At 64.5% G+C, this 23,945-nt stretch carries 23 protein-coding genes, 1 tRNA gene and 1 riboswitch; of the genes, 12 read left to right on the plus strand and 12 right to left on the minus strand.

Translation table 11 applies throughout. The annotated features are described in order from the left end of the window. Positions 1–145 precede the first annotated feature (145 nt). Positions 146–1,000, minus strand: coding sequence for a LysR substrate-binding domain-containing protein (locus OOZ51_RS20725; RefSeq protein ID WP_265981764.1), 855 nt, complete (start codon positions 998–1,000; stop codon positions 146–148). Between the two features lie 151 nt (positions 1,001–1,151). On the opposite strand from OOZ51_RS20725, the gene OOZ51_RS20730 reads away from it, so the two are divergent. Then, positions 1,152–2,552: an MFS transporter gene (locus tag OOZ51_RS20730; protein WP_265981765.1), complete on the plus strand. Its 1,401-nt coding sequence runs from the start codon at positions 1,152–1,154 to the stop codon at positions 2,550–2,552. A gap of 68 nt (positions 2,553–2,620) precedes the next feature. On the opposite strand, the gene OOZ51_RS20735 is transcribed toward OOZ51_RS20730, so the two are convergent. The 3 genes from OOZ51_RS20735 to OOZ51_RS20745 all read right to left on the minus strand — a co-directional run bounded on the left by OOZ51_RS20735 (position 2,621) and on the right by OOZ51_RS20745 (position 4,109). Beyond that, a complete protein-coding gene (locus OOZ51_RS20735) occupies positions 2,621–3,754 on the minus strand; it encodes a N(5)-(carboxyethyl)ornithine synthase (protein WP_265981766.1) in 1,134 nt (377 codons plus the stop codon). Between the two features lie 17 nt (positions 3,755–3,771). Then, positions 3,772–3,906, minus strand: a complete 135-nt coding sequence (locus OOZ51_RS20740) for a hypothetical protein (RefSeq protein ID WP_264637052.1) — start codon at positions 3,904–3,906, stop codon at positions 3,772–3,774. A 129-nt stretch (positions 3,907–4,035) separates the two neighbouring features. Then, a tRNA-Gly gene (locus OOZ51_RS20745) sits at positions 4,036–4,109 on the minus strand. Between the two features lie 262 nt (positions 4,110–4,371). Between OOZ51_RS20745 and OOZ51_RS20750 the strand changes: the two genes are divergently transcribed. Then, a complete protein-coding gene (locus OOZ51_RS20750; protein ID WP_265981771.1) occupies positions 4,372–4,818 on the plus strand; it encodes an SRPBCC family protein in 447 nt (148 codons plus the stop codon). 152 nt (positions 4,819–4,970) lie between these two features. Further along, positions 4,971–5,546 (plus strand): dCTP deaminase, encoded by a 576-nt coding sequence (dcd, locus tag OOZ51_RS20755; protein WP_265981795.1) that lies wholly within the window; start codon positions 4,971–4,973, stop codon positions 5,544–5,546. A 150-nt stretch (positions 5,547–5,696) separates the two neighbouring features. Here dcd and OOZ51_RS20760 read toward each other — a convergent pair whose 3' ends face one another. The 6 genes from OOZ51_RS20760 to OOZ51_RS20785 form a co-directional block, all read right to left on the minus strand. Then, positions 5,697–6,902 carry a cation:proton antiporter gene (locus tag OOZ51_RS20760; protein WP_265981773.1) on the minus strand — a complete coding sequence of 402 codons (1,206 nt, stop codon included), beginning with the start codon at positions 6,900–6,902 and terminating at the stop codon, positions 5,697–5,699. Between the two features lie 5 nt (positions 6,903–6,907). Further along, positions 6,908–7,390, minus strand: a complete 483-nt coding sequence (locus OOZ51_RS20765; protein ID WP_234750959.1) for a cation:proton antiporter regulatory subunit — start codon at positions 7,388–7,390, stop codon at positions 6,908–6,910. A gap of 77 nt (positions 7,391–7,467) precedes the next feature. Then, entirely contained in the window at positions 7,468–8,253 is a 786-nt protein-coding gene (locus tag OOZ51_RS20770) for a glucosamine-6-phosphate deaminase (RefSeq protein ID WP_265981776.1), read from the minus strand. Positions 8,254–8,293: 40 nt separating this feature from the next. Then, positions 8,294–9,823: a glycoside hydrolase family 3 protein gene (locus OOZ51_RS20775; protein ID WP_265981777.1), complete on the minus strand. Its 1,530-nt coding sequence runs from the start codon at positions 9,821–9,823 to the stop codon at positions 8,294–8,296. Between the two features lie 64 nt (positions 9,824–9,887). Further along, complete coding sequence (locus OOZ51_RS20780; protein ID WP_265981778.1) at positions 9,888–11,054, minus strand: ROK family transcriptional regulator; 1,167 nt, start codon at positions 11,052–11,054, stop codon at positions 9,888–9,890. 197 nt (positions 11,055–11,251) lie between these two features. After that, on the minus strand, positions 11,252–12,655 hold the full coding sequence (locus OOZ51_RS20785; protein ID WP_265981780.1) for an MFS transporter: 1,404 nt from the start codon (positions 12,653–12,655) through the stop codon (positions 11,252–11,254). A 191-nt stretch (positions 12,656–12,846) separates the two neighbouring features. Here OOZ51_RS20785 and OOZ51_RS20790 point away from each other — a divergent pair, with 191 nt between their 5' ends. From OOZ51_RS20790 to mnhG, 6 genes are read left to right on the plus strand one after another with little or no spacing between them, the layout of a single operon-like run. Then, the gene (locus OOZ51_RS20790; RefSeq protein WP_265981782.1) at positions 12,847–15,942 is read left to right on the plus strand and encodes a Na+/H+ antiporter subunit A; all 3,096 of its coding nucleotides are present in this window, start codon (positions 12,847–12,849) and stop codon (positions 15,940–15,942) included. Next, complete coding sequence (locus OOZ51_RS20795; RefSeq protein WP_265981783.1) at positions 15,939–16,394, plus strand: Na(+)/H(+) antiporter subunit C; 456 nt, start codon at positions 15,939–15,941, stop codon at positions 16,392–16,394. The genes OOZ51_RS20790 and OOZ51_RS20795 overlap by 4 nt, the downstream gene beginning before the upstream one ends. Next, positions 16,391–18,025, plus strand: a complete 1,635-nt coding sequence (locus OOZ51_RS20800; RefSeq protein ID WP_265981785.1) for a Na+/H+ antiporter subunit D — start codon at positions 16,391–16,393, stop codon at positions 18,023–18,025. Before OOZ51_RS20795 ends, OOZ51_RS20800 begins: the two co-directional genes overlap by 4 nt. Beyond that, positions 18,022–18,588: a Na+/H+ antiporter subunit E gene (locus OOZ51_RS20805; RefSeq protein ID WP_265981786.1), complete on the plus strand. Its 567-nt coding sequence runs from the start codon at positions 18,022–18,024 to the stop codon at positions 18,586–18,588. The genes OOZ51_RS20800 and OOZ51_RS20805 overlap by 4 nt, the downstream gene beginning before the upstream one ends. Next, positions 18,585–18,863, plus strand: coding sequence for an MrpF/PhaF family protein (locus OOZ51_RS20810; RefSeq protein ID WP_078107371.1), 279 nt, complete (start codon positions 18,585–18,587; stop codon positions 18,861–18,863). Before OOZ51_RS20805 ends, OOZ51_RS20810 begins: the two co-directional genes overlap by 4 nt. Next, a complete protein-coding gene (gene mnhG, locus OOZ51_RS20815; protein ID WP_265981787.1) occupies positions 18,853–19,341 on the plus strand; it encodes a monovalent cation/H(+) antiporter subunit G in 489 nt (162 codons plus the stop codon). The genes OOZ51_RS20810 and mnhG overlap by 11 nt, the downstream gene beginning before the upstream one ends. On the opposite strand, the gene OOZ51_RS20820 is transcribed toward mnhG, so the two are convergent. Then, positions 19,338–19,598 (minus strand): DUF4235 domain-containing protein, encoded by a 261-nt coding sequence (locus OOZ51_RS20820; protein WP_265981789.1) that lies wholly within the window; start codon positions 19,596–19,598, stop codon positions 19,338–19,340. The genes mnhG and OOZ51_RS20820 overlap by 4 nt on opposite strands. A gap of 60 nt (positions 19,599–19,658) precedes the next feature. Continuing rightward, a complete protein-coding gene (locus OOZ51_RS20825; RefSeq protein ID WP_265981790.1) occupies positions 19,659–20,423 on the minus strand; it encodes an NUDIX hydrolase in 765 nt (254 codons plus the stop codon). Between the two features lie 182 nt (positions 20,424–20,605). Further along, a riboswitch (TPP riboswitch) is annotated at positions 20,606–20,742 on the plus strand. A gap of 75 nt (positions 20,743–20,817) precedes the next feature. Here OOZ51_RS20825 and OOZ51_RS20830 point away from each other — a divergent pair. The 3 genes from OOZ51_RS20830 to OOZ51_RS20840 are packed head-to-tail and all read left to right on the plus strand — an operon-like array spanning position 20,818 to position 23,845. Then, positions 20,818–21,447, plus strand: coding sequence for an ECF transporter S component (locus tag OOZ51_RS20830; protein WP_265981791.1), 630 nt, complete (start codon positions 20,818–20,820; stop codon positions 21,445–21,447). After that, positions 21,447–23,042, plus strand: coding sequence for an ABC transporter ATP-binding protein (locus OOZ51_RS20835; protein WP_265981792.1), 1,596 nt, complete (start codon positions 21,447–21,449; stop codon positions 23,040–23,042). The genes OOZ51_RS20830 and OOZ51_RS20835 overlap by 1 nt, the downstream gene beginning before the upstream one ends. Continuing rightward, on the plus strand, positions 23,039–23,845 hold the full coding sequence (locus tag OOZ51_RS20840; protein ID WP_265981794.1) for an energy-coupling factor transporter transmembrane component T family protein: 807 nt from the start codon (positions 23,039–23,041) through the stop codon (positions 23,843–23,845). The genes OOZ51_RS20835 and OOZ51_RS20840 overlap by 4 nt, the downstream gene beginning before the upstream one ends. Positions 23,846–23,945: the final 100 nt, after the last annotated feature.

The raw sequence follows: 23,945 nt of genomic DNA on the forward strand, positions 1-23,945 counted from the left end.
CGGCGCTGCGGGACCGCCCCGGCGATAATGGCCCCGGCCCGGACGGGCAGGATCTGCCTTCACTTCATATCGTCTAGTCCGGCGCAGCCACATCTAGTCCAGCCCAGTCCAGTTTGGCGCCGTCGAGTTCCCGGATCCGCGGGAACTAAGCCTGCTTGTTGAGCGTCCTGCCGATGATGGCCTGCGTGAGTGCATCCACCACCTCTGCGTTCGCGAGCGGGTTGCGGATGAGTGTGAAGTCGACTTCGCCCACGGGCGGGAGGCCGAAGCGCCGGGTGATCACGGTGAGGTCCTCGGGAACCAGCGACGACGGCATGACGGCGACGCCGATGCCGGCGCGCACCGCTGCCAGGACGCCCGCGATCTGCTTGGTGGAGCAGGTGACCCGCCACGTCCTGCCCATGGCCTCAAGGGCATCGATGGCCAGTTTGCGGCTGACGCTCGGTGCCGGATAGCAGATCAGCGGCACGGGGCTTGCGGGGTCCAGCAAGGTCTGTTCGACGCCGACCCAGGCAAAGTTGTCGTGCCGGACCACGGTCCCGTCCTTGGCCTCGCCCACCCACTTCACGAACACCAGATCCAGTTGGCCGGCGTTGACGCGTTTGTAGAGCTGGTCACTCTGGCTCACCGTGAGTTCGAGGTTGATCTGGGGATACAGCTGCCGGAATTCGCGAAGGATTCGCGGCAGGCCCGTAATGGCAAGATCGTCGGCGGTTCCGAAGCGCAGCCGGCCGCGCATGGCGGAACCGGAGAAATACCTCGCCGCGGAATCGTGGGCCGCCAGGATGTTCCGGGCAAAACCTGCCATTGCGTCGCCATTGTCCGTGAGCCGCACATCCCTGGTGTCGCGTGCCACGAGCGCCCGCTTTGCCGCCGTCTCCAGCTTTCTCACGTGCTGGCTCACTGTGGGCTGGGCCAGGCCTAGGCGCTCGGCGGCCTTGGTGAAACTCAGGGTCTCGGCGACGGCCAAGAAGGACCGCAGCTGCACTGGCTCGAACACAGGGCTCCTTGAAAAGGTGGGGGGGACCGTTGCTCACCGTACTGTATTGCATTTCGCAATGCTAGTTATACTGCCAATTCGCTTCCATAATTGTGGCCACCCACCCTAGCGTTAAGTGCATCCCAGCGAAACGTCTATCCAAGGACTTCTTTTGGCACCCCCACCGCCGTCAGCGGCACATGTCAGCCAATCCTCCATCGATTCACTCGTCGCAAGCAGCAGAAATTCAGGCGCTGCTGACTACTCGGACACAGTCACCCAGCCGATCGCCGTCGTGAGCGAACGGCTACCTTGGCGGCACACATTCATTTCCCTCAAAGTACCCAACTTCAGGATCTTTGCCGTTGGCCACTTCGTGGCCGTGATTGCGCTCTGGATGCAGCGGATCGCCCAGGACTGGCTGGTGCTCCAGCTCTCCGGCTCCGTCACCGCCGTCGGAATAACCGTGGCGTTGCAGTTCACGCCTTCGCTGTTCCTGGGCCCCTGGGGCGGCATGATGGCGGACCGCTTTCCCAAGCGACGCATTCTCATCCTGTGCCAAAGCGTCGCGGCCTGCCTCGCGGCCATCCTTGCCATATTGGCGCTGAGCCACCGCATCGAGGTGTGGCACGTTTACGTGATTGCGTTTGTCCTGGGCCTCGTGACCGTCCTGGACCAGCCCGCGCGGCAGGTCTTCGTCAACGAGCTCGTGGGACCGAAATACCTGCGGAACGCCATCAGCGTCAACTCCACCACGTTCCAGTTGGGCGGCCTGATTGGTCCCGCCCTGGCTGGCGTGCTGCTGACCGCGGTCGGCGCGGGCTGGGCCTTCGCCGCGAACGCAGTGGCCTGCTGTTCGACGGTCACCATGCTCCTCATGCTCCGCAAGAACGAACTCTTTGTCAGCACGCCTGTGCCAAAACGCAAGGGGATGCTGCAGGAAGGCCTGCGCTACGCGCTGAGCAAGCCCACCATCTACTGGCCGTGGCTCATGGCCGGATTTGTAGCGGTTTTCGCGATGAGCCTGCCTGTGCTCCTCGCCGCCTTCGCGGACCATATCTACCATGCGGGCGCCGGCGGTTACGGCTTGCTTAACGCCATGGTTGCACTTGGCGCGCTTGCCGGAGCAATCACTTCGGCCCGCCGCCGCCAATTGCGTCTGCGCTCAGTGGTCCTGTCCGCCGGGATGTACGGCTTGATGCTGTGCTTGGCCGCGTTGGCGCCGTCCATGGCGTGGCTCGCCGCTGCCATGGTTCTCTCCGGGTTTTGGTGCCTCATGTTCCTGACCGCCGCCAACCAACTGGTCCAAGTCAGCGCCAACATGAGCATCCGCGGACGCGTCATGAGCCTCTACATCATGGTGCTCATCGGTGGCCAAGCCATCGGTGGACCCATGATGGGTTGGCTCGCCGAGCACCTGAACCCGCACGCGGCGCTCTTGGTGTCCGGCGGGGTGCCGGCGCTCGCAGCGGCGACGGTCGCCGTCGTGCTCGCGCGGAAGTCTGAGTTGCGGCTCAAAGTGAACGTTCGGGACCGACGCCGGATGGTGCGGATTGTCCCGCAGTCGGCGTAGCGCCGAACCCGGCTGAGCCGGGCGCCTGCCAGGCGCCCGGCTCCCGGCGTGTATGAACCAAGGCCCGCTTAGGCCACAAGATGCGGGTAGTCCGCCGTGCGCCCTTGGAACTGCAGCACGTCCGGGTTGCGGATGATGCCGTCCCGGATCTCGATGGCACGGGAGATTGTCTCGTTGGCGTCCCAGGCCTCTGGGCCCGAAATGACGGTCTCGACGAACGGCAGGAGCGCTTCGCTGATCTCCCAGCTGGACGAGTTCCACAAGTAGGACGGGCTGTGGTCCACCCCGTAGTAGTTGATGTGGTCGCCCACGGTGAACATGGGTTCGGCGAAGGTCGTGGTCCGTGCCCAACTGAAGCCCATGCCTTCGTCGCAGGAGACGTCGACAATCAAGCTTCCCGGCTGGAACGCGTCGAGGTCCTCAGTCCGCAGGTAAGTCAGCGGCGAGTTCGGGTCCTGCAGGGTGCAATTGACCACGATGTCGCTTGCTGCGAGGAACGGCGCCAACGGCAGGCGGCCACGATCCGTAATGACCTCACTCAAGAACGGGGCGTTCTGGTCGTGGTCGAACTGCACGATCCGCACCGAGTGGATGGGGGAGCCGACCGCTGCGACACCGCGGTTTGTCAGGACCTGGACGTCGTGGATGCCATGGGCGTTCAGGGCGGTGACCGCGCCACGCGCTGTGGCTCCAAAACCAATTACGACGGCGCTGAGGCGCCTCCCGTAATCACCGGTGGAGCCAGTCAGGGCAAGGGCGTGGATGACGGAACAGTAGCCTGCAAGCTCGTTGTTTTTGTGGAACACGTGGAGGCCAAAGCCGCCGTCGCTGGCCCAGTGGTTCATCGCCTCAAAGGCGATCAAAGTCAGCTTCTTATCGATGGCGAGCTGGGTGATCGCCCGGTCCTGGACGCAGTGCGGCCAGCCCCAAAGGACCTGACCGTCACGGAGATCGGCAAGGTCTTCCGGCTGCGGCTTGGGCAGGAGGATCACATCTGACTCGGAGATCAATTCTTCACGGCTTGCCATGCCGCCGACCAAGGGCTCCAGTTGGCTGTCCGAAAAGCCGAAGCGCTCGCCGTAGCCGCGCTCCAGCCGGATGTGCTGCCTGAGTTCCGGAGCGATGCGCTCCAGATGCAGGGGATGGACTGGAAGCCGGCGCTCGTCCGGCTTCCGCGATGAGGAAAGGATTCCGAGGGTCATGGCGCCTATATGGCCGCTCACTTTTTGTTGCCGGTTGCCGGCTTGGCCACCGTGGTTGCGGAGGACTCTGAAGCCCTTTTATCCGCACGCTTTTCTTTGATGGATTTGCCGGATTTTTTCGATGCAGCTTGGCGAGGTGATTTGTCAGCCATGATTGCTCCCTAGAGCAGAGCCGAAATGGCTCCTAGCTCCTGACGATACACCCTTCACCCTTCAGGGTTGGGCGCCTTGTGTCCGGACGGCCGCCGAGGGGCCGGACAAGGATGCCCTGCTAGGGAAAATGGAGCGGGCGACGGGAATCGAACCCGCGTATCGAGCTTGGGAAGCTAGCGCTCTACCATTGAGCTACGCCCGCAATGCCCGGCAATGCAGCCGGAGCAGATCCCAGCTTAGCGCAGATAGCGCGGCGATCCAGACACAGACTCACCGGCTGCTGGCCCGTTTTCTTCCGCCGCGATCACGGTCGCATCAAGTTTGGTGCGGAGCTCGTAAAGATTCGGTTAAGGCTCGACGCGGGTGTGTTGCCCTGAGTCGCGCCTGACTATTCTGTAGCAGTTAGCTGCTGTGTCATGGGGAACCCGGCTATGCCTATGAGCCGTACGCCGAAAGAGGATTCCGTGGCATTTGCAGAGCATGAAGTACTCATTTGTCGCGACGCAATGACCGTCTACCGGTTCCTTGTGGACGGCTTGAACAATCCCCTCTGGCGCAGCGGAATCCGCAGCATTTCCCTCCGCTCAGGACACGCTGGCGAAAAAGGCGCCGTCTATCAGCAGACCTTGACAGGCCCTGGCGGGCGGCCGATTGCGGCTGACTTCCAGATCACCGAGGCCCGGCCCGGCGCGGAAGTGCGTTTCGCCGTCGTCACCGGTCCTGCGCGCCCCACCGGTGGGTACTATCTCAGCACTGAGGGCCCAAACACGCGCCTGCGGTTCGCGCTGGAGTTACATCCCAAGGGCTTGCAGAAACTCATGAACACCATGATCCAGAAGACCATGGAAGACGAAGTAGTTCAGCTGGAGCAGCTCAAGGCGGTCATCGAGGGGCAGGCGACGGAGGCGTAGCGTGCACCGCAATTCGCCTCAATGTTTCCCCGGATTCGCGTCGTGCCACCTTCCCAAACACAACAGCGGTAACGGCAGTCTGTGCGGTGCACTATAGTCCCATCCGCCACTCCCGCACCGCCGTCTATGTCGCATGCGGTATTTTTGATCCTGTGCTGATCTCTGACCGCGACATACGTGCCGAAATCGACTCCCGACGCATTGTCCTGGAGCCCTACGACCCCGAGATGGTTCAGCCGTCCTCAGTGGATGTCAGGATTGACCGCTTCTTCCGGCTGTTCGACAACCACAAATACGCGCACATCGACCCCTCCGAGGAGCAGCCTGAGCTGACCCGCTTGGTTGAGGTCGAAGGCGACGAGCCTTTCATTCTGCACCCGGGCGAGTTCGTGCTCGGTTCAACGTATGAGACTGTGAGCCTGCCGGACGACATTGCCGCGCGCCTGGAGGGCAAGTCTTCGCTGGGACGCCTCGGTTTGCTGACGCACTCCACCGCCGGCTTCATCGACCCCGGGTTCTCCGGCCACGTGACCTTGGAGTTGTCCAACGTTGCCACGCTTCCCATCAAGCTGTGGCCGGGAATGAAAATCGGCCAGCTGTGCTTCTTCCGTCTCTCCTCGGCCGCTGAACATCCCTATGGCTCCGGTGAATCCGGCAGCCGCTACCAAGGCCAGCGCGGCCCCACCGCGAGCCGCAGCCACCTGAACTTCCACAGGACGTCCGTCTAGCACTTCCCTTCCGCGCGCCGAGACGGGAGATCCCCCAAGACGCTCGCTCAGATTTGTGGGCAATAACGGGAACGCTCGCTCAGATCATGTGAGCGAGCGTTCGAAGGAAACACCCCAAAAGTGAGCGAGCGTCGGAGACAGGGCGAGACCTCACGTCTCGAATGAGGCAACGGGTTCGGATGCTTTCGGCTTGCGTGGAGACTTGCGGAAAACCTTGACCACAGGCTCCACGAAACGGGCTGCGAGCGGTCCGACGATGGCCATGAGCAGCACATACGCCGTGGCTAGTGCCGCGAGATCGCGCGGGACTGCTCCCGAGGTTACGGCCAGCCCGGCAATGACAATCGAGAACTCGCCGCGGGCTATCAGGGCCGCGCCCGCGCGGAACCGGCCAGGTACGGCAATGCCTGCCCGTTTGGCGGCCCAGAATCCGGTCAGCAACTTGGTAACAGCGGTCACGAAGGCCAAGAGCAGTGCCCAGCCGAGCACCGGCGGGATGGTGGACGGGTCCGTGTTGAGTCCGAAGGCCACGAAGAAGATAGCGGCAAAGAGATCCCGTAGAGGCTCGAGAATTCGCGTCGCGTTGTGGGCGGTTGCCCCGGAAATCGCAATGCCCAGCATGAACGCGCCCACAGCCGCGGAGACTTGGAGGGCGGACGCGATACCGGCAACCAGTAGGGCGGCCCCGAGGAGATTGAGCAGGAAGACTTCAGAGTTTTCGCTGTGCACGGCCTGGGATACCCGGTGGCCGTGCTTGAGGGCCACCACCAGCACTAGCGTGACCACGGCCAATGCAATACCCACGGTCTGGAGTCCGCCCAGGAAGCCCACACCCGCGAGGATCGCCGTGAGGATCGGGAGATAGATGGCCATGGTGAGGTCTTCGAACACCAGGATGGCCAGCACCACCGGAGTTTCACGGTTACCGATTCGGCCGAGATCCGTAATTACCTTCGCGGCAATGCCCGACGACGAAATATAGGTGACACCGCCCATGACGATCGCGCCCACAAGTCCCCAACCGAGCAACACGGCGATACCCGCACCGGGAAGGAAATTCAGTATCAGGTCCAGCACGCCCGCTTGCCAAGACCGCCGCAACCCCGTGACGAGCTCGGCCGCGGTATATTCCAATCCGAGCATCAACAGGAGCAGGATGACACCGATTTCGCCGGAAAGATGCGCGAACTCGTGCATGCCATCGAGCTTGATCAGCCCACCCGCCCCGAAGGCCAGTCCCCCCACCAGATAGAGCGGAATGGGGGACATGCCGATCCTGCCGGCCAATCGAGCCAAGAGTCCGAGGCAGAAAACGACTGCACCCAGCTCAATGAGGGTCAGGGCCAGGGGGTCCATGAACGTCAGCCGTTGCGCAGAATGGCAGCCGCAGAGTCAAGACCTTCCTGCGTACCGACAGCCACCAGCAGATCACCCGTGTGAAGAACGACGTCGGGTGCCGGCGACGGAACCACTTCGCCTTCTCGCATGATCGCCACGATCGAGACACCGCTGCGGGTGCGGATCTGGGCTTTGCCCATGGGCTGGTTGGTAAAAGGGGAGTCCGCGGTGATGGAGAACTGCCGGGTGACAATGCCGGGGATTTCCTTGTGGGCCTCGGCGAGGCGCATGGCGATGTGCTGCCCGCCCAGGAGGTTGCCCAGGGCGGCTGCTTCGTCGGCGGTCAACGGGATGGACGCCTGGCAGGTATCGGGATCGTCCCAGGTAGAGACGAAAAGCTCGGTTTCGCCTTCGCGCATCTCGACAACACCGATCCGGCGTCCCGAGGCCGTGATGAAATCCTTGCGGACTCCAAGGCCTGGAAGTTCTGTCTCATCCACGTTCATAAGTCCACCCTAGCCCTCTTGGTCGAGCGGTGGAATGACGCCACTCACGGCCGCCGAACAAAGCGATCCGCCCCTTACTAGGGGGTCAGCGCAAGTCCGCGCGCGGCGTCGTCGTAGTATTCCCGGTTGGCGAGCCCGGCGGCGGACGCCTCATCGAGAACCACCACGGCGTCGGCATGCCACTGCAGGATCGATCCGGGGCACGACGCCGTAAGCGGGCCCTCGACGGCGGCAGCGATCGCGGCCGCTTTCGCGGCGCCGGTGGCGATGAGCACCAGCCGGCGCGCATCCAGGACGGTCCCCAACCCCTGGGTGATGCAGTGCGTCGGGACATCGGCGTCGTCGTCGAAGAATCGGGCGTTGTCCCGCCGCGTGCGGGACGTCAGCCGCTTCAGCCGGGTGCGGGACGACAACGAGGATCCGGGTTCATTGAAGCCCACGTGGCCGTTGGCGCCGATGCCCAGGATCTGGACGTCGACGCCGCCGGCAGCGCGGATCGCGGCATCGTAGGCCGCCGCTCCGGCCTCGAGCTCCCCCTGCGTGGCACCGGTGCCGTCAGGAACGTTCAGCCCCGCCAGGGGAAGCCCGATGACCTCGCAGACCTCACGGATCAACACCTGCCGGTAGGACTGGACATGTCCCGCCGGGAGTCCAACGTATTCGTCCAAAGCGAAGCCACTGGCGGCCGAGAAATCGACGCGACCAGCGCCCGCAGCTGCCGCGAGCTCTGCGTACAGGCCCAACGGGGACGAGCCCGTGGCCAGGCCCAACACTGCTCTCTTGCCCGCGGGAAGACCTGAGAGGACGGCGTGGGCGGCAGCCGATGCAGCCGATTCCGGGGTGGGCGTGACAATGACTTCCATGGCAACTTTCTGTCGATGGGTGGTGTGCGGGGCGCGGCAGTCAGGCTTTGACAGTGCCGTCCAGCAGCAGGGACGTCAGGGCCTGGGAGACTGTGAGGGACGCACCATAAGTAACGATGTCCGCCCCGCCACGCGGCCAGCCGCACTCGACGGCGATCACCGCGTGTCCTTCCGCCCTCAATCGGGCGAAAACGGTCCAGAGCGGGTGCTCGGCATCCAAGCCGCGCCCGACGACGGCGACCCGGGCGCCGTCGGGCACCTCGCCTTCGCCGACCACCGCTTGAGTCGTGGAGGCGGGACCCCAGGGCACGTGACCGACGGCGAAATTGGCTCCGGTTTCAACCTGCACGATGGCCACGGGCTCCTGCCGCGCGAGCCACTTTTCGGCTGCCTCGGACACCTCGAAGGCCTCGGCGATGCGCTCGCCGTCGAGCTCCTTGGCATCAGCAATCACGCCGGAAGGCTGCGGCCGGCCACTTTGGAGCCCCAGCTGGCCCCTGATGGCGGCCTCTTGGATTTCCGCGGCGCCCGCAGCGGGGAAGCGCGAGGACAGCGCCGCCGTGCGGGCAGCGGCATCCGCCAGCCGCTCAAGGGGCAGGCGACCCTCGTCAACGGCGTCGGCGATCGCGTTGAGCGTCCGTTCGAAGAGGGCCGGGCCTGTTTCCGAGCCCAGGCACAGCAGGTCCGCCCCGGCTACCAGTGCACGGACGGCCGCTTCCGGAACGCCCGTCTCGGCCGATGCCCCGGCCATGTCCAGGGCATCCGTGATGATGACGCCCTCGAATCCCATGTCACGGCGAAGCAGGTCCTGCAGGATGCGCGAGGAGAACGTGGCGGGGTGGTCCGGGTCCAAGGCCTCAACCAGGATGTGGCTGGTCATGACGGTGGCACCGCCGGCCGAGACGAGCGCGCGGAACGGGACCAGTTCGCGGGCATCCAGGGTGGCGGCGTTGGCCGTGACCCGCGGGAGCGCCAGGTGCGAATCGGTGGTGGTGTCGCCGTGGCCCGGGAAGTGCTTGGCGCAGGATGCCACGCCGGCGTCTTCGAGTCCACGGATCCAGGCGGCGGTGTGCCGGGCCACCAGGTCCGGTTCGGCCCCGAAGCTGCGAACGCCGATCACGGGATTGTCCGGAGCGGAATTGACGTCGGCATCCGGGGCCAGGTTGAGATTGATGCCCAGTCCTGCGAGTTCGTAGCCGATGGCGCTGGCGCTGGCGGAGGTCAGTTCGACGTCGTCCAAACGCCCAAGCACTGCGTTGCCGGGCTGCGTTGATCCCGTGAGGTAGTGCAGACGCGTGACGTCGCCGCCCTCTTCATCGACGGCGATGAGCGTGTTCGGGGAATGGGAGCGGAGCCCGGCGCAGAGCTCGCGCAACTGCACGGGGGACGCCACATTGGTGCCGTAGAGGCACACAGCCGCGAGCCCGGCGTCGTACGCGTCCAGGATCCAGACGGGGACGGCGATGCCGGTGAATCCCGGCATGAGGGTGCCTGCCGCCAATCGGCGAAGGTGCGCGCGGGCGGGCCCGGTGGCAAAGGACTGGGTAGCGGGGGACTGAATCGTGTCCATGTCCGGCTCCTTTGGAGGGATGCTTAGTGGGTAGTCAGGGCTGGAAACGGCGAAGGCGCGGCGCTCAGGCCACACCCAGCTGGTTCCAGAGGACCATCACGGCGGCTCCGCGCAGGACAATGTCCTGCGCGTCTGCCGCGAGACGGACGGACACCGGTGAGGGGTCCTGGTGCAGTAGCCGCTCCAGCAGGGTTTGCTGGACGGCGTCGAGAAGGGGGCCCTCCAAGAGCTCCCGGGGTCCGCTGAGGACCACTTCAGCCAAGTCGAGCGCGCCCACCACGGGCGCGAGGGCGATGGCGAGGCGCTCGCCTGCTTCCCGGAGTACGACGTCGGCCGCGGACTCCGGTTCGGAGCTCGCTGCCGCTTCGGCCAGGGCCCGTTCAAGGCTGGGAACGGACATCCACGTTTCGAGGCAGCCGGTCTTCCCGCACTTGCACATGGTTCCGCCGTCGGTGCCGACGGTAACGTGGCCGATTTCGCCTGCCGCGGAGTGGGCACCCCGGGCACGCCGGCCGCCCACGATGAGTCCGGAACCGACGCCGCGGCCGATTTTCACGAGGACCATGTCGTCACTGCCGCCGCCGAAGGTGTGGTCCGCGTGGACTGCGGCATCGGCGTCGTTGGAGACGAGGGTGGGCAAGCCGGTGTTCTCCTGGAGGAGATCGCGCAGCGCAACGTCCTTCCATTCGAAGTTGGGGGCGGTGGTGACCACGCCGTCCGCGTTGACGATGCCGGGGGTCCCGACGCCGATGCCCAGCAACGTGGCGGTTGCGCGCGCAACGGCCTCAGAAGCGAGTCCGAGGACCTGGTTGACCACGTCCCGCCCGGTTTCCGAAGCAATGGTGCGCTCGACGCGTTCGAGGATGTTGCCGTCAAGGTCCAGGACGGCGGCGCGCAGCACGGAATTTTCGGCCAGGTCCATGCCGATCACCTGGAGGCCTTGGCGGTTGATGTCTACAAGGATGGCCGGTTTGCCGGGGCGTACTTCATCCGATTGCCCCAGTTCCACCACGTGGCCGCGCTCGAGTAGGTCCGAGACGAGGTCTGATACGGTGACGCGGGTCAGGCCTAGCGTCCTGGAAAGTTCCGCGCGGCTCATCGGACCTGCCGAGTGCAGCGTCTGGCGCACCAAGGAGAGGTTGTGGGCACGCCCGTCGGAGGGCAGTGTCGCGGCGCCTGTTCGATCGGTACGGTGACGGTCGGTCCGGGGGCGGTCACGAAGGGCTTCCATGAGAGTTAGTAAACTCTACTAACAATCAAAGATCAAGGGTTTTCCTCGTCATATTTTTGCCGTCCCGCGCGGGGTCGGCCGTCCGGGGGGCGGCCTTCACTGGAGCGCAGCGGTCCTGGTCCTCAGCGCAACCGTCTTCTGCACGACTGTCTTCTGCGCAGCGGCCCTCAGCGCAACGGCGCTCAGCACAGCGGCCCTCAGCGGAGCGGGACTGTGGCGATTTCCGTCTTGCTCGGTGATTTGACGGGCAGGATCACCAACAGGCCGGCCAGGAGCACCACCATGATGCCCAGAATGCCCCAGCGTTGGGCTCCGCCCGGGGCCACCAGGGGTGTTGCCAGCGCGATGCACAAGGAAAAGAGCGCCGGTGCCAGGAAGCTCACTGCCCGGCCTGTAGTGGCGTAGAGTCCGAACAATTCGCCGGATTCGCCGTCCGGCGCAAGCCTCGCGAGGTAGGCGCGGGAGGACGCCTGCGCCGGTCCGACGAAGAGGCAGAGGAACAGGCCGAACACCCAGAAAGTGGAGCTGCCTGCCCAGTTGGCTCCGAAGAACACGTAGTCGCCATTGCCGAGCACCAGGATCGCTGTGCCGGCGACCAAGAGTCCTAGCAGGGAAATGACGATGACAGCCTTGGGGCCGATTCTGTCGTCCAGGAACCCGCCGATCATGGCACCGACGGCGGCCACCACATTTCCGAAAATGGCGAAGAAAATGACTTGCTTGAGCTCGAATCCAAAGGTCCCGGCAGCAATGACTCCACCAAAGGTGAAGACCGCCGCAAGGCCGTCGCGGAAGATGGCACTCGCGAGGAGGAAATAGATAGTGTGCGGGCTGGTTCGATAGATGGCCGTGATCCGGCGGGCCAACAAGCCGTACGAGGCCAGGAGCCCGAGCCGGGACTCCGGTTTCTTGACGGAAAGCTCCGGCACCGCAAAGAGGACGGGTAGCGCGAAGATGAAGAACCAAAGCGCGGAGAAAACAGCCACGAGCCTGATATTCAGGCTGTCCTGAGTGGAAGCTCCGAACCACTCAAACGACGGCTGGACGAAAAGCTGCAGCACCACGAGCAGCGCTACGATCCCGCCCAGGTACCCCATTCCCCAACCGAAGCCACTCACTTTGCCGATATTGGCAGGGGTGGAGATCTGCGCCAGCATGGCGTTGTAGTTGACGCCAGCGAACTCGAAGAACACATGGCCAAGCGCAATAAGTGATACGCCCAGAAGCAGGAACTCGGGCTTGGGAAAGACGAAGAAACACATGCCGGTGAGGACTGCGACAATCGCCGTGTTGACCCCAAGCCACAGCTTGCGGCGGCCACCGGAATCGGATCGTTGGCCTGTGATGGGAGCCAAGAGCGCAATCGCGACGCCGGCAATCGCCAACGCAGCCCCCAGTACCGCAGATGCGGAATCTCCTCCGCCGAAGGCTTTGGACGTCAGGTAGACCGTGAACACGAAGGTGGTCATGACGGCGTTGAATGCTGCGGAACCCCAGTCCCAGGAGGCCCACGCAAGAATCTGGCCCTTGTTGGACAGGGCTGGACCGGAAGCAAGCTCGGATGCCGGGTGCGGGGCCTCAGGTGCGGTTGCCATGTTCATGGACTGAATGGTAGCCGCCTGAAGCGACAGTTTTGGGACGTGTTGCTGGCCGGCATCGAACCGCACCCCCATACACCGTGGAAGCGGACATTGCTTGTCACATCCGGTTGATAAACTACCTGCACCGAACCCAACGATTGACCGCCTGCTCCAACTTTTGACAATTCATTCCTGACTTTGCGGAGATACCAGTGATCACAGTTCTTGCCGTGACCTTTGCAGCGGCAACTGTGGCGCCTTGGATCTTCCGGAAACTCCAGCGGAATGCTTTCTACGTCCTCGCAGCGGTTCCCGGAGGGGCTTTCGTCTGGCTGCTTTTGCAGTATGGCCAGATCTATCCCGGCCAGAACCTTACTGGCTCAGGCGCAGGCACTACAGGTGGCTTCGTCGAAGAGACCCTCCCCTGGATTCCAAACCTCAAGCTTGAGTTTGCCTTCCGCCTGGACCCCTTGGCCTGGGTGATGTCCTTGCTGGTCCTGGGTGTCGGCGCGCTCGTCTTGGTCTATTGCGCCCGTTATTTCAAGAACAAGGATTCCGATCTGGGCGGATTCGGGGCCCAACTACTTGCCTTTGCCGGCGCGATGTTCGGCCTGGTGACGGCCGACGACCTCCTGATGATGTTCATCTTCTGGGAACTCACCACAGTCCTGTCCTATCTGCTGATCGGCTACGCGCGCACCCGCCTCGCCGCCCGGCGCTCGGCGTTGCAGGCCCTCATGGTCACCACCGCCGGTGGCCTCGCCATGCTCGTCGGCCTGATCATTCTGGGCCAGGTGGCCGGAACGTACCGGATTTCGGCGGTCATGGCTCAAGCAGCCACCTTCGTCACGGGACCGGCGCAAAGTGCTGTCGCTGCCGCCGTCGTACTCATCCTGGTCGGTGCGATCACCAAATCGGCGCTTGTCCCGTTCCACTTTTGGCTCCCGGGTGCCATGGCCGCCCCCACCCCGGTGAGCGCCTACCTGCACGCAGCCGCCATGGTGAAGGCCGGCATCTATATCGTGGCGCGGATGGCGCCGGGGTTCAGCGAAAGCCCCTACTGGTTGCCGCTGGTGCTCGGACTCGGCCTGGCGACGATGCTGGTGGGCGGGTATCGGGCGCTCCGTCAGACCGATATCAAGCTCATCCTCGCCTACGGCACAGTCAGCCAACTCGGGTTCCTGACCATGGTGGTGGGCCTCGGCCGGCCAGACGCCGCGCTCGCCGGACTCGCGCTCCTGCTGGCACACGGACTCTTCAAGGCTTCGTTGTTCCTGGTGGTGGGCATCATCGACCACCAATCCGGCACACGCGATATCCGCAAACTCTCCGGGGTGTACAAGTCCTCGCGGGCCCTCGCCATCGTGGCTGGGATCGCCGCCGCGTCCATGGCCGGAATACCCCCGCTGGCGGGCTTCGTGGCCAAGGAATCCGTGTTCGAGGCGTTCGTCCACTACGGCGCCGGCGCTGCCTCCCAACCTTGGGGACTAATCCTCCTGGTGGGCTTGGTCCTGGGATCCATCCTCACCTTCGCCTACAGCGCCCGCTTCATGTGGGGTGCGTTCGCCACCAAGCCGGGCGGCGTGGACAGGACGCCGTTCAAAGCCGTCCAGCCATCGTTCCTGGCGGCGCCCGCCATCCTGAGCGTCCTCACCATCGTGTACGGCCTGTGGCCGGATCCCGTTGACGGGTGGATCCAGCCGTATGCGGCCCTTTTTGCAGGGCACGACGCCGGAGCAGACAGTGCCGTTGCCGGTCACCTCGCGCTGTGGCACGGGTTGACGCCCGCGTTGGGCCTGACCGCCGTAACGTTCGCGGCCGGCGTTGCGATGTTCTACGGCCGGAACCTTGTGTCCCGGGCGCAGAGCCGTATCCCGGACTGGGTGGACGGCGATCGCGCCTACCAGCGCACTATCGGCGCCCTGGACGACGTCGCAGTGTGGGTGACGGGGCGCACGCAGCGCGGTTCCCTGTACTTCTACCTGGCAGTCATCCTCACGGTGGCTTTCGCCGTCCCGCTGACGGCCCTCATTATGGCCAACAAACCACTTCCGGGTGGTCTCTACCTGATCGACCCGAACTCGCCGCTCCAGCTCATCGCCGCGGCGGGAATCGTTGTTGGCGCGCTGGCCGCTGTTCGTGCCAACAAGCGCTTCCTCGCCGTGCTGATGGTCTCCGTCACGGGCTACGGCATCGCCCTGATGTTCGCGTTGCAGGGAGCCCCGGACCTCGCCCTGACCCAGATGCTCGTGGAGACCATCATCCTGGTGGCTTTCGTCCTGGCGATGCGCAGCCTCCCCCCGGAGCTCCGGGACCGTACCGGCGGCAAGTACCGGGTGGTGCGCGTCATTATCGGTGTGGCGTTCGGCGTCACCATGATCTTCGTGGCGATATACGCCATGGGAGCCCGGATCGCGGAGCCTGTGTCGCTCTCCTTCCCCCGGCTTGCCTATGAAGGCGGCGGCGGCCTCAACGTCGTCAACGTGACGCTCGTGGACATCCGGGCGTGGGATACCTTCGGTGAGATTTCGGTGCTCGCGGTTGCGGCTACCGGCGTCGCGAGCTTGATCTTTGTGCGCAGCCGGGGTGAGCGCCTCAACAAGGCGGCCACAGTGCCCGAAGGCACGGTGGGAAGGCGCGCCGCCGTCGGGGGCAGCTCGCGCGAGGACGCTTCGCTGGCACTCGTGCGCAAGTTCGCCGGCTCCCTGACGGACCCCTGGCTTGTGGCTGGCCGGACCTTGGCACCCGAACGGCGTTCCATCATTTTCGAGGTGGTTACTCGGCTGATTTTCCACTCGCTGATCGTCTTCTCCGTGTATCTGCTACTGGCGGGACACAACCTTCCGGGTGGCGGTTTCGCAGGCGGACTCACGGCTGGGCTCGCCCTGACCATCCGCTATTTGGCCGGCGGACGCTTCGAGTTGCGGGAAGCCGCACCGATCAGCGCCGGCATGCTGCTGGGAACGGGCCTTGCGACGGCGGCCGCGGCGGGCTTCGTGCCGTTGCTTCTGGGCGGCCAAGTGTTCCAAAGCGCCATCATCGGGTTCTGGCTGCCGCTGTTCGGTGACATCAAATTCGTGACCTCCACGATCTTCGACATCGGCGTTTACCTCGTGGTGGTGGGCCTTGCATTGGACGTGTTGCGCAGCTTGGGAGCCGAGATCGACGAACACTTCGAAGAGACCGCCAGCGGAGATGCAGGTGGATCCGGGGAAGCCGGGGCCGAAGCTTCCACTTCCACGGCCACCGGGGCTGCTGCGTCCGCGGCATCAACGGCATCCACGGCGTCCGGGAAGGGGACACCATGAGCGTCAACCTGACCTTGTTGATCGTCATGGGCTTGCTGTATGCCTGCGGAATCTATCTGATCCTGGAACGCAGCCTGACCCGAGTGCTGCTGGGGCTCATGCTTCTGGCCAACGCCACCAACCTGCTGATCCTGTCCACCGGTGGCTATGCCGGACTTGCTCCACTCTTCAACAAATCGACCGATCCGCGCGACTACAACGATCCTTTGCCACAAGCCCTGATCTTGACATCGATCGTGATTTCCTTCGCGGTGACGGCCTTCATGCTTGGCATCATCTACCGGACTTGGGCCCTGGCACGCCAGGACGATATCCAGGATGACGCTGAAGACCGCCGCGTGGCCAAGACGCCCAGCTTTGACGCCGAGGACGATTCCGTGGTCCCCGAGGAAACGTCGGAGTTCCCAGATACCGCAGTCACCGAAGCAGCCAAGGAAGGAGGCCCCGAGTGAACATCGCCAGCCTGGCGCCGCTCGCCGTCGTCCTCCCCATCCTCGGTGCCGCACTGACATTCGCCCTGAACAGGAACCCGCTGGCGCAGCGCGTGGTCAGCATCGGCATGTTGTCCCTTACCCTGCTCCTGGAATGCTTGCTCCTTGCCTCGGTCTGGACCACCGGCACGGCATCTGTCACGCTGGGCGGCTGGCAACCGCCCTGGGGTGTGGTGATGGTGGTGGACCAATTCTCTTCCTTCATGCTGGTGGTTTCCTCCGTCATCAGCCTCGCCGTGCTGATCTACGCCACGGGTCAAGGCATGGCCGACGGCGACCGCGAAGCACCGGTGTCGATCTTCCACCCGACCTACCTGATCCTGGTGGCCGGTGTTTCCAACGCCTTCCTCACGGGTGACCTCTTCAACCTGTACGTCGGTTTCGAAATCCTGCTCACGGCGAGCTATGTGCTTATGACACTGGGCGGGACCGGTCCGCGTATCCGCGCAGGGGTCACCTATGTGGTCGTGTCCGTAGTGTCCTCGGTGTTGTTCCTGATCGCCATTGCGATGATTTACGGCGCTACCGGAACCATCACCATGGCGGACCTCGCCATCAAGCTTGCCGAATTGGACCCGGGTACCAGGAACTTGCTCCACGTCATGCTGCTGGTGGCGTTCGGCATCAAGGCCGCGGTGTTCCCGCTGTCCTTCTGGCTCCCTGACTCGTATCCGACAGCCCCCGCACCGGTCACCGCCGTGTTCGCCGGCTTGCTCACCAAAGTAGGCGTTTACGCGATGGTCCGTACGGAGACGCTTCTGTTTCCGGGGGACACGTTGAACACCCCGTTGATGGTGGTGGCGCTACTGACCATGCTGGTGGGTATCCTCGGCGCCATAGCCCAGAGCGACATAAAACGTTTGCTCTCCTTCACCTTGGTCAGCCATATCGGTTACATGGTGTTCGGCCTGGCCATGTCCTCGATTGCGGGGCTTGCTGCTGCCGTCTTCTACGTGGCCCACCACATCACCGTCCAAACGAGCCTGTTCCTGGTGACGGGCCTGATCGAGCGCCGCGGAGGGAGCTCGTCCATGGACAGACTCGGTGGGCTGGCCAAACTGTCCCCGCTCCTCGCGCTCTTGTTCTTCATCCCCGCCATGAACCTCGCAGGAATCCCGCCGTTCTCGGGGTTCCTGGGGAAACTCGGGCTCATGCAGGCCGGCATTGCCCTGGGCACGCCTTTGGCCATTACCTTGGTGGTGGGCGGGGTGGTCACCAGCCTCTTGACCTTGCTGGCCGTTGCCCGCGTCTGGAACCGCGCATTCTGGCGGAAACCCGAGGATGCGGAGTACCCGGACCCCGTGCTGAAGGACACCGCCGGCGTCGGACTGCTTCCGCGGACCATGGTGGGGCCAACCGCCGCGCTGGTGGTCTTTGGTGTGGCGTTGACCGTCTTTGCAGGTCCGTTGTTCCAATTGGCCGGCAACTCCGCGGAACAGATGCTTGACCGCACGGCATATATCCGCTCCGTGCTTGGCGAGCACGCCCCGATTCCAGGAATTGCCGCGCCACACGGTGACACACCCGCGGGCTCGCCAGCCGGCGGGGCTTCACCGGGCACGCCCGCGTCTGCCCAGGGAGGTGGCAAGTGAGCCGCAGACGGATTTCATTCCGCACCGAGTTGCCCCTCCTGGTCTGGCTGGTAGTCGTCTGGGGTGCTCTCTGGCGGGACTTCAGCCCGGGAAACCTCGTCTTCGGCGCCTTGATTGCGGTGATAGTGGCCAGGATCTTCTACTTGCCTCCCGTGGAGCTCAGCGGACGCTTCAACGTGCTGCGTGCCATTCCTTTCGTCGTGGTGTTCCTTGGCAAAGTGGTGGCCGCGAGCTTCCAGGTCATGTACTTGGCGATCTTTCGCGGGCCCTCGGTGACCAACGCCGTCGTCGCTGTTCCGTTACGTAGCCATTCCGACCTCATGGTCACGGCCACTGGACATGTGATTTCGCTGATCCCGGGTTCGCTGGTGGTTGAGGTGGACCGCTCTACATCCACTCTTTACATCCACGGGCTCAATGTCCGCAACGATTCAGACACAGCCAAGCTGCGCCGGGAAGTCCAGGACACCGAGGCCTCTTTGATACGGATCATGGGCACACGGGCGGAAATGGACGCACTCCAGGCCGAAGGCTGGCCTGCAACGAGGGGAGTCAGTTCATGAAAGACATCGTGCTAATCGTCACGGCGGTGATTCTCAGCCTCGCGGCGGCCGGCGCGATCTACAGGATCGCCGTCGGGCCGTCCCTGTTGGACCGCGTGCTCGCCTCAGATGTTCTCCTGGCCATCCTGGGCGCGGCGCTGGCGATCGACATGGCCGTTAACCGGCACCTAAATAACCTCGTTCTGCTCGTGGCGCTGACGTTGATCGGGTTTGTCGGTTCGGTGACCGTGGCCCGCTTCGTGGCCGACCGGAGGGGACAGGTCAATGACTCCTAACGCCACGGGAGTGGATGCCGTGATCGATGCAGTGACCGCGGTGCTGCTGATTGTTGGTGCGCTGATGTCATTGGGCGCAGCAATCGGCCTTTTGCGCTTCCCGGACCTCATGAGCCGCATGCACGCAGCCACCAAGCCGCAAGTATTGGGGCTGTTCCTGGTCTTGGCGGCCATCGGGCTGCAGTTGCGCGAATGGTGGGTATGGCCGGTCCTGCTGGTCGCCTGGATTTTCCAACTGCTGACAGTGCCGGTGTCCGCACACATGGTGGGCCGTGCAGGCTACAGGACCAAGCATCTCCACCCCGAACTGCTCAGCGCAGACGAACTCGAGGCCGTGGTTTTGCGCGCTGCTGGTGAGAGGGCAGCCGAGAAAGCTCAAGAAGCAGGACCGGACGCGCCCCACAGCCGGAACGGTGGGCACCCGGGCGGCATCACAGGGGATAGCAGGCCCAAGGGGAATGGCGGCGCCTCGTCCTAGACGATGTCCGGCGTCTTCGAGAAGCGTGAGATGGCGCGCTGGGTACTGCGGCCCGCTACAACCTGGATGATGGTGCTGACAGCGGCCGAAATCAGGGCGAAGGTCAGCGCTGAGCGCAGGCTGGTTTCCATGTCGTCGTGGCCTTTGGGCGGCTTGTTGCCAGTGGCCTTTTCCCACAACGCGTTGACGAGCTTGCTGCCAACGATTCCTGCGCCGATGCTCACACCGGTGCCGAGCAATTTGAAGAACAGGTTCATTCCGGGACTCCTTGTGGGAGGAAACAGGACCATCCCCAGCCTAACCCCACTTCAGGACAGTCACGGCGCAACGGATGGGGGTTGGCGCCTGAGCCGGAAGAACTCCTGCAGGGCTCCAGGCTGTGGCCGAACGGGAACGATGTCACGCTCTTCGGCCAACACGGCCTCCACCGTGCCGAGAGCGAGCAGTTCATCCAGCAGGACCAAAGTGGGCGGCATGAGCTTGAGCGTTCCCGCGGCTTCGGCATCAAGGATTCCGCGGACTGGCATCCACAGTGATGACGACGCCTCCGTCGTCTGGTGCTGCGGCTCGGCCCCAACTGACGGGCAGGCAACGTAGAAGTACGTGTCGAAGCGCTTGGGCTGGTCTTCGGGAGTGACCCAGTTGGCCCACGGGCGGAGGGCCGCCGCGTCGAGCTTCAGCCCGGCCTCCTCGAACACCTCGCGTTGCGCGGCCGCCAGCACCCGGCCGGCGTTGTGCCGAGCCGATGCGCGCTCGACGGCGATGCTGCTCCAGTGCCATGCGGCGGCATGCTGCTCCACGACGTCGTCCGTGAAGTTCCAGCCGGTGCTGTCCGCATGATCCACCCGGCCCCCGGGGAAGACGACCATGCCCGCGGCGAAATCCATCGTGGACACCCGGTGCTGGACGAACACTTCCAGATCGCTCACGGCACCTTTGGAAATCGACGCATCGTCGGCAGCTTCAGGAGCGGCCGAACCTCCAGAGCTCGCGGGAATGGGCGCATCGCGGAGCAGGATCACGCTTGCGGCGAGCCTCGGTTCGGCCACCATGGTGCTGTTCGCTTCGCCTATGCCTGTCAAGACCGCTCCTTTGCCCTGCTTGCTGCGTCGGACTCTGCTGGATCATTCTCCCAGTTTCGGTGCCCGCCCGCGCCATTTCGGGCCGGCCTGCGCCCACCCAGCGAGTGATCCAGCAGAATCCGTCGCTTTCCCCTTGGCAACCCCGCCAAGGTGTAAACTGAACCACGCCCAAAAGGGTGGATTGATAACGACAGGGGAGCGCCGCCGTCGGGCTCGCAGCAATGCGGCACGGAGGACGGGCGCTGAGAGTGCGGACAGCCGCAGACCCTCGAACCTGATCCGGCTAGTACCGGCGCAAGGGAGTCGAGTTCTCATAGTGTCCGGACCGGCGCGGCGGAAGCCGCTCGCAGGCAAACCGGAAACACTTTCCCCTCCTGTTCCTCAGGAGGACAAAATGACTGGTATTTCTGCAAGGCCGGGCCTCACCAAGCCCGGCTACAACTGGCGCGTCGTGGACATCGTCGTGGCGGCACTGATCTCCATCGCCGGCGGCGTGATCTTCTGGGCTTGGGACCAGATGGCTCTCGTTGTCACGCCCGCGACCGCCGGCTACCCTCCGCTGGGCGGCCTGATTGCCGGCGGTTGGATGATTCCGGCAGTGCTGGGCATGCTCATTGTCCGCAAGCCGGGTGCGGCAATTTTCTGCGAAATAGTGGCAGCCACCAGCGAGCTCATCATGGGTAACCAGTACGGCACCACGGTCCTGATCTCGGGACTGCTCCAGGGACTCGGTGCAGAACTCATCTTCTTGGCATTCATGTACAAGAAGTTCAACCTGCCGGTATCCCTGTTGGCCGGAGCCGGTGCGGGCCTGTTCTGCGGGTTGAACGATTCCTTCCTGCCGTGGGGCTGGAACATCGAGTACGAAGCCGTCGCTAAGCTGGCGTATATCGCGTTCTGCACGGTCTCCGGTGCCGTTATTGCCGGTGCGCTGGCCTGGGTCGCCACCCGCGGCCTGGCCAAGACCGGTGTGCTGAGTGCGTTCGCGTCCCGCAAGGCCGCCTCGGAGCCCGTCTTTTCCTGATGCCCAGTCCTGATTCCGGCACCCCTGCTGTGGTGCGACCCGCCGCCATTTCCGCGCAAGGTTGGGGCTGGCGGCACGCGGGCCGCACCACGCAGGCCATCCACGCCTTGGACCTGGACATCCGTCCGGGCGAGCGGGTGCTCCTGCTTGGCCCCTCGGGCGCGGGCAAGTCGACGCTCCTGCATGCCCTGGCGGGTGTGTTGGGCGAGGAAGGTGACGACGCCGACGAGACCGGGTCGTTACTGGTGGACGGCCTTTCGCCGAGGGCCCAGCGGGGACGTGCCGGACTCATGCAACAGGACCCCGAAACCCAGGTGGTGCTTTCACGCCTGGGCGACGACGTCGCCTTCGGTGCCGAGAATCTCTGCGTGCCGCGGGAAGAGATCTGGAAGCGGGTCCATGAAGCGCTCGACGACGTCGGGCTGAGGAATAGTGCCAGCGGCGGCTTTGCGCTGGACCATCCGACGTCGGCCCTCTCCGGTGGGCAGAAACAGCGCCTCGCGCTGGCCGGCATCCTCGCGATGCGACCGGGCTTGATCCTCCTCGACGAGCCGACCGCCAACCTGGATCCCGCCGGCGTGCTCGAGGTCCGCGACGCCGTGGGCCGTTGCCTGGACAAGACTGGGGCCACCTTGGTGGTGGTGGAGCACCGGGTCTCCGTGTGGAAAGACCTCGTGGACCGGATCGTGGTGCTCCAGCCGGGCAGCTCCTCCGAGGGAAGCTCGACGCCGGCGGTGCTCCTGGACGGCGATCCGGACACGGTTCTGGCGCAAGCAAGGGACATGCTCACTGCAGCGGGCGTCTGGGTGCCCGGTTATGTGCCGGCCACCCGGCCGCGTTCCGGAACAGCAGCCGGCTCCGGGGCGACGGGCGGTGGAGAGTTGCTGCTCGCCACCCGGGAGCTTGCGGTGTCCCGTGAACGGGCACGCCGCCGCGGGTTCGCAACCATCCCGCCTCATCCTGTGCAGACCGGACTCGACGCCCAAGTGCTCGCCGGCCAGGCGCTGACCATCACCGGCCCCAACGGCGCCGGGAAATCGACCTTCGCTTTGACCCTCGCTGGTCTGTTGGCCCCCGTGTCCGGCACGGTGACTGCCGCCGTCGGGCTCAGCGACGGCGCTGGCGCCGATCCTTTCAAGTGGAAGGCCCAGCAACTGATCTCGCGGATCGGGACCGTGTTCCAGGAACCAGAACACCAGTTCGTCACCGGCCGGGTGCTCGACGAGTTGATGTTTGGACCCAAGCACCTTGGCCACGGCGAGGAGCGCGTGGACGAGTTGCTGGAGCGGCTGCGCCTGAGGCATTTGGTGGACGCCAATCCGTACACGCTCTCCGGTGGGGAAAAGCGCCGCCTGTCCGTGGCCACGGTGCTTGCCGCGCATCCGCGGGTCCTGGTTCTGGACGAACCCACCTTTGGCCAGGACGCCAACACGTGGGCCGAGCTTGCGTCCTTCCTGTCTGAACTGCTCGACGCCGGCACGTCCGTTGTTTCTGTCACCCACGACCAGGAATTCAGCTCTGTCCTGGGCGGCACCGAGATGCGGCTCGCTCCTGCGTTCCAAGGCAGCGCCCGGCAGGAAGCGGGTGCGGCATGAGGGAAGCGTTGAGCCTGCGCGGCAACAACGCGCTTCTGACGCGGGCAAATCCGCTGGCCAAGTTCGTGTCGGTCTTCCTGATCACCTTGGTGCTGGCGTTGTCCATTGACATGGTGTCCGCCTCGACAGCGCTCCTCGGTGAATTGGCGTTGTTCCCCCTCGCGGGGCTGACCGTGCGCTTGCTGTGGCAGCGCGGCTGGCCCCTGATCATCGCGGCGGCGCTGGGCGGCTGGAGCACCGCGATCCTGTCGGCTGACAGCGGGAGGATACTGCTCGACGTCGGGATCTGGTCCATCAGCGAGGGCTCGCTGCAGCTGGGACTTGGGTTCATGCTGCGAGGCTTGGCGATCGCGCTGCCGGCCATTCTCCTGATGAGTTGCACCGACCCCACCGACCTTGCCGATGCGCTGGCTCAGAAGGCCAAGCTGCCACACCGCTTTGTCCTGGGTACCTTGGCCGCGCTGCGGCTCGTCGGGCTCATGGCGGAGGAGTGGCAGACCATCGGCATGGCACGGCGCGCGCGGGGTGTCGGCTCGCATGGGAGCCCGCTACAACGGTTCAAGGCCATGCTCGGCCAGAGCTTCGGCCTGCTGGTCCAAGCGATACGCCGGGCATCCCGCTTGGCCGTGACCATGGAAGCACGTGGCTTCGGTGGTGGGCGGCGGACCTGGGCGCGCGAATCCACCTACAGCCGGTTGGACGCCTGGGTCCTGGTGGGTGGGATGTTCATCGCAGCCGCGGCTGTGCTCGCTGCCCAATGGGCAGGGACGTGGCACTTCGTCTGGCTGAAGCAGCCCAACTGACTCGCAGTTGTTGTCGTTTTGAGGCGGCAAAGTCAACTGGTCAGAGCAACGCTCGGGTTTAGGCTGCCTGCAGCAGCTGGTTGAGCCGGTTGGCTGGGGT

Origin of the sequence: Arthrobacter rhizophilus, assembly GCF_026241105.1 — a bacterium.
Classification (GTDB): Bacteria; Actinomycetota; Actinomycetes; order Actinomycetales; family Micrococcaceae; genus Arthrobacter.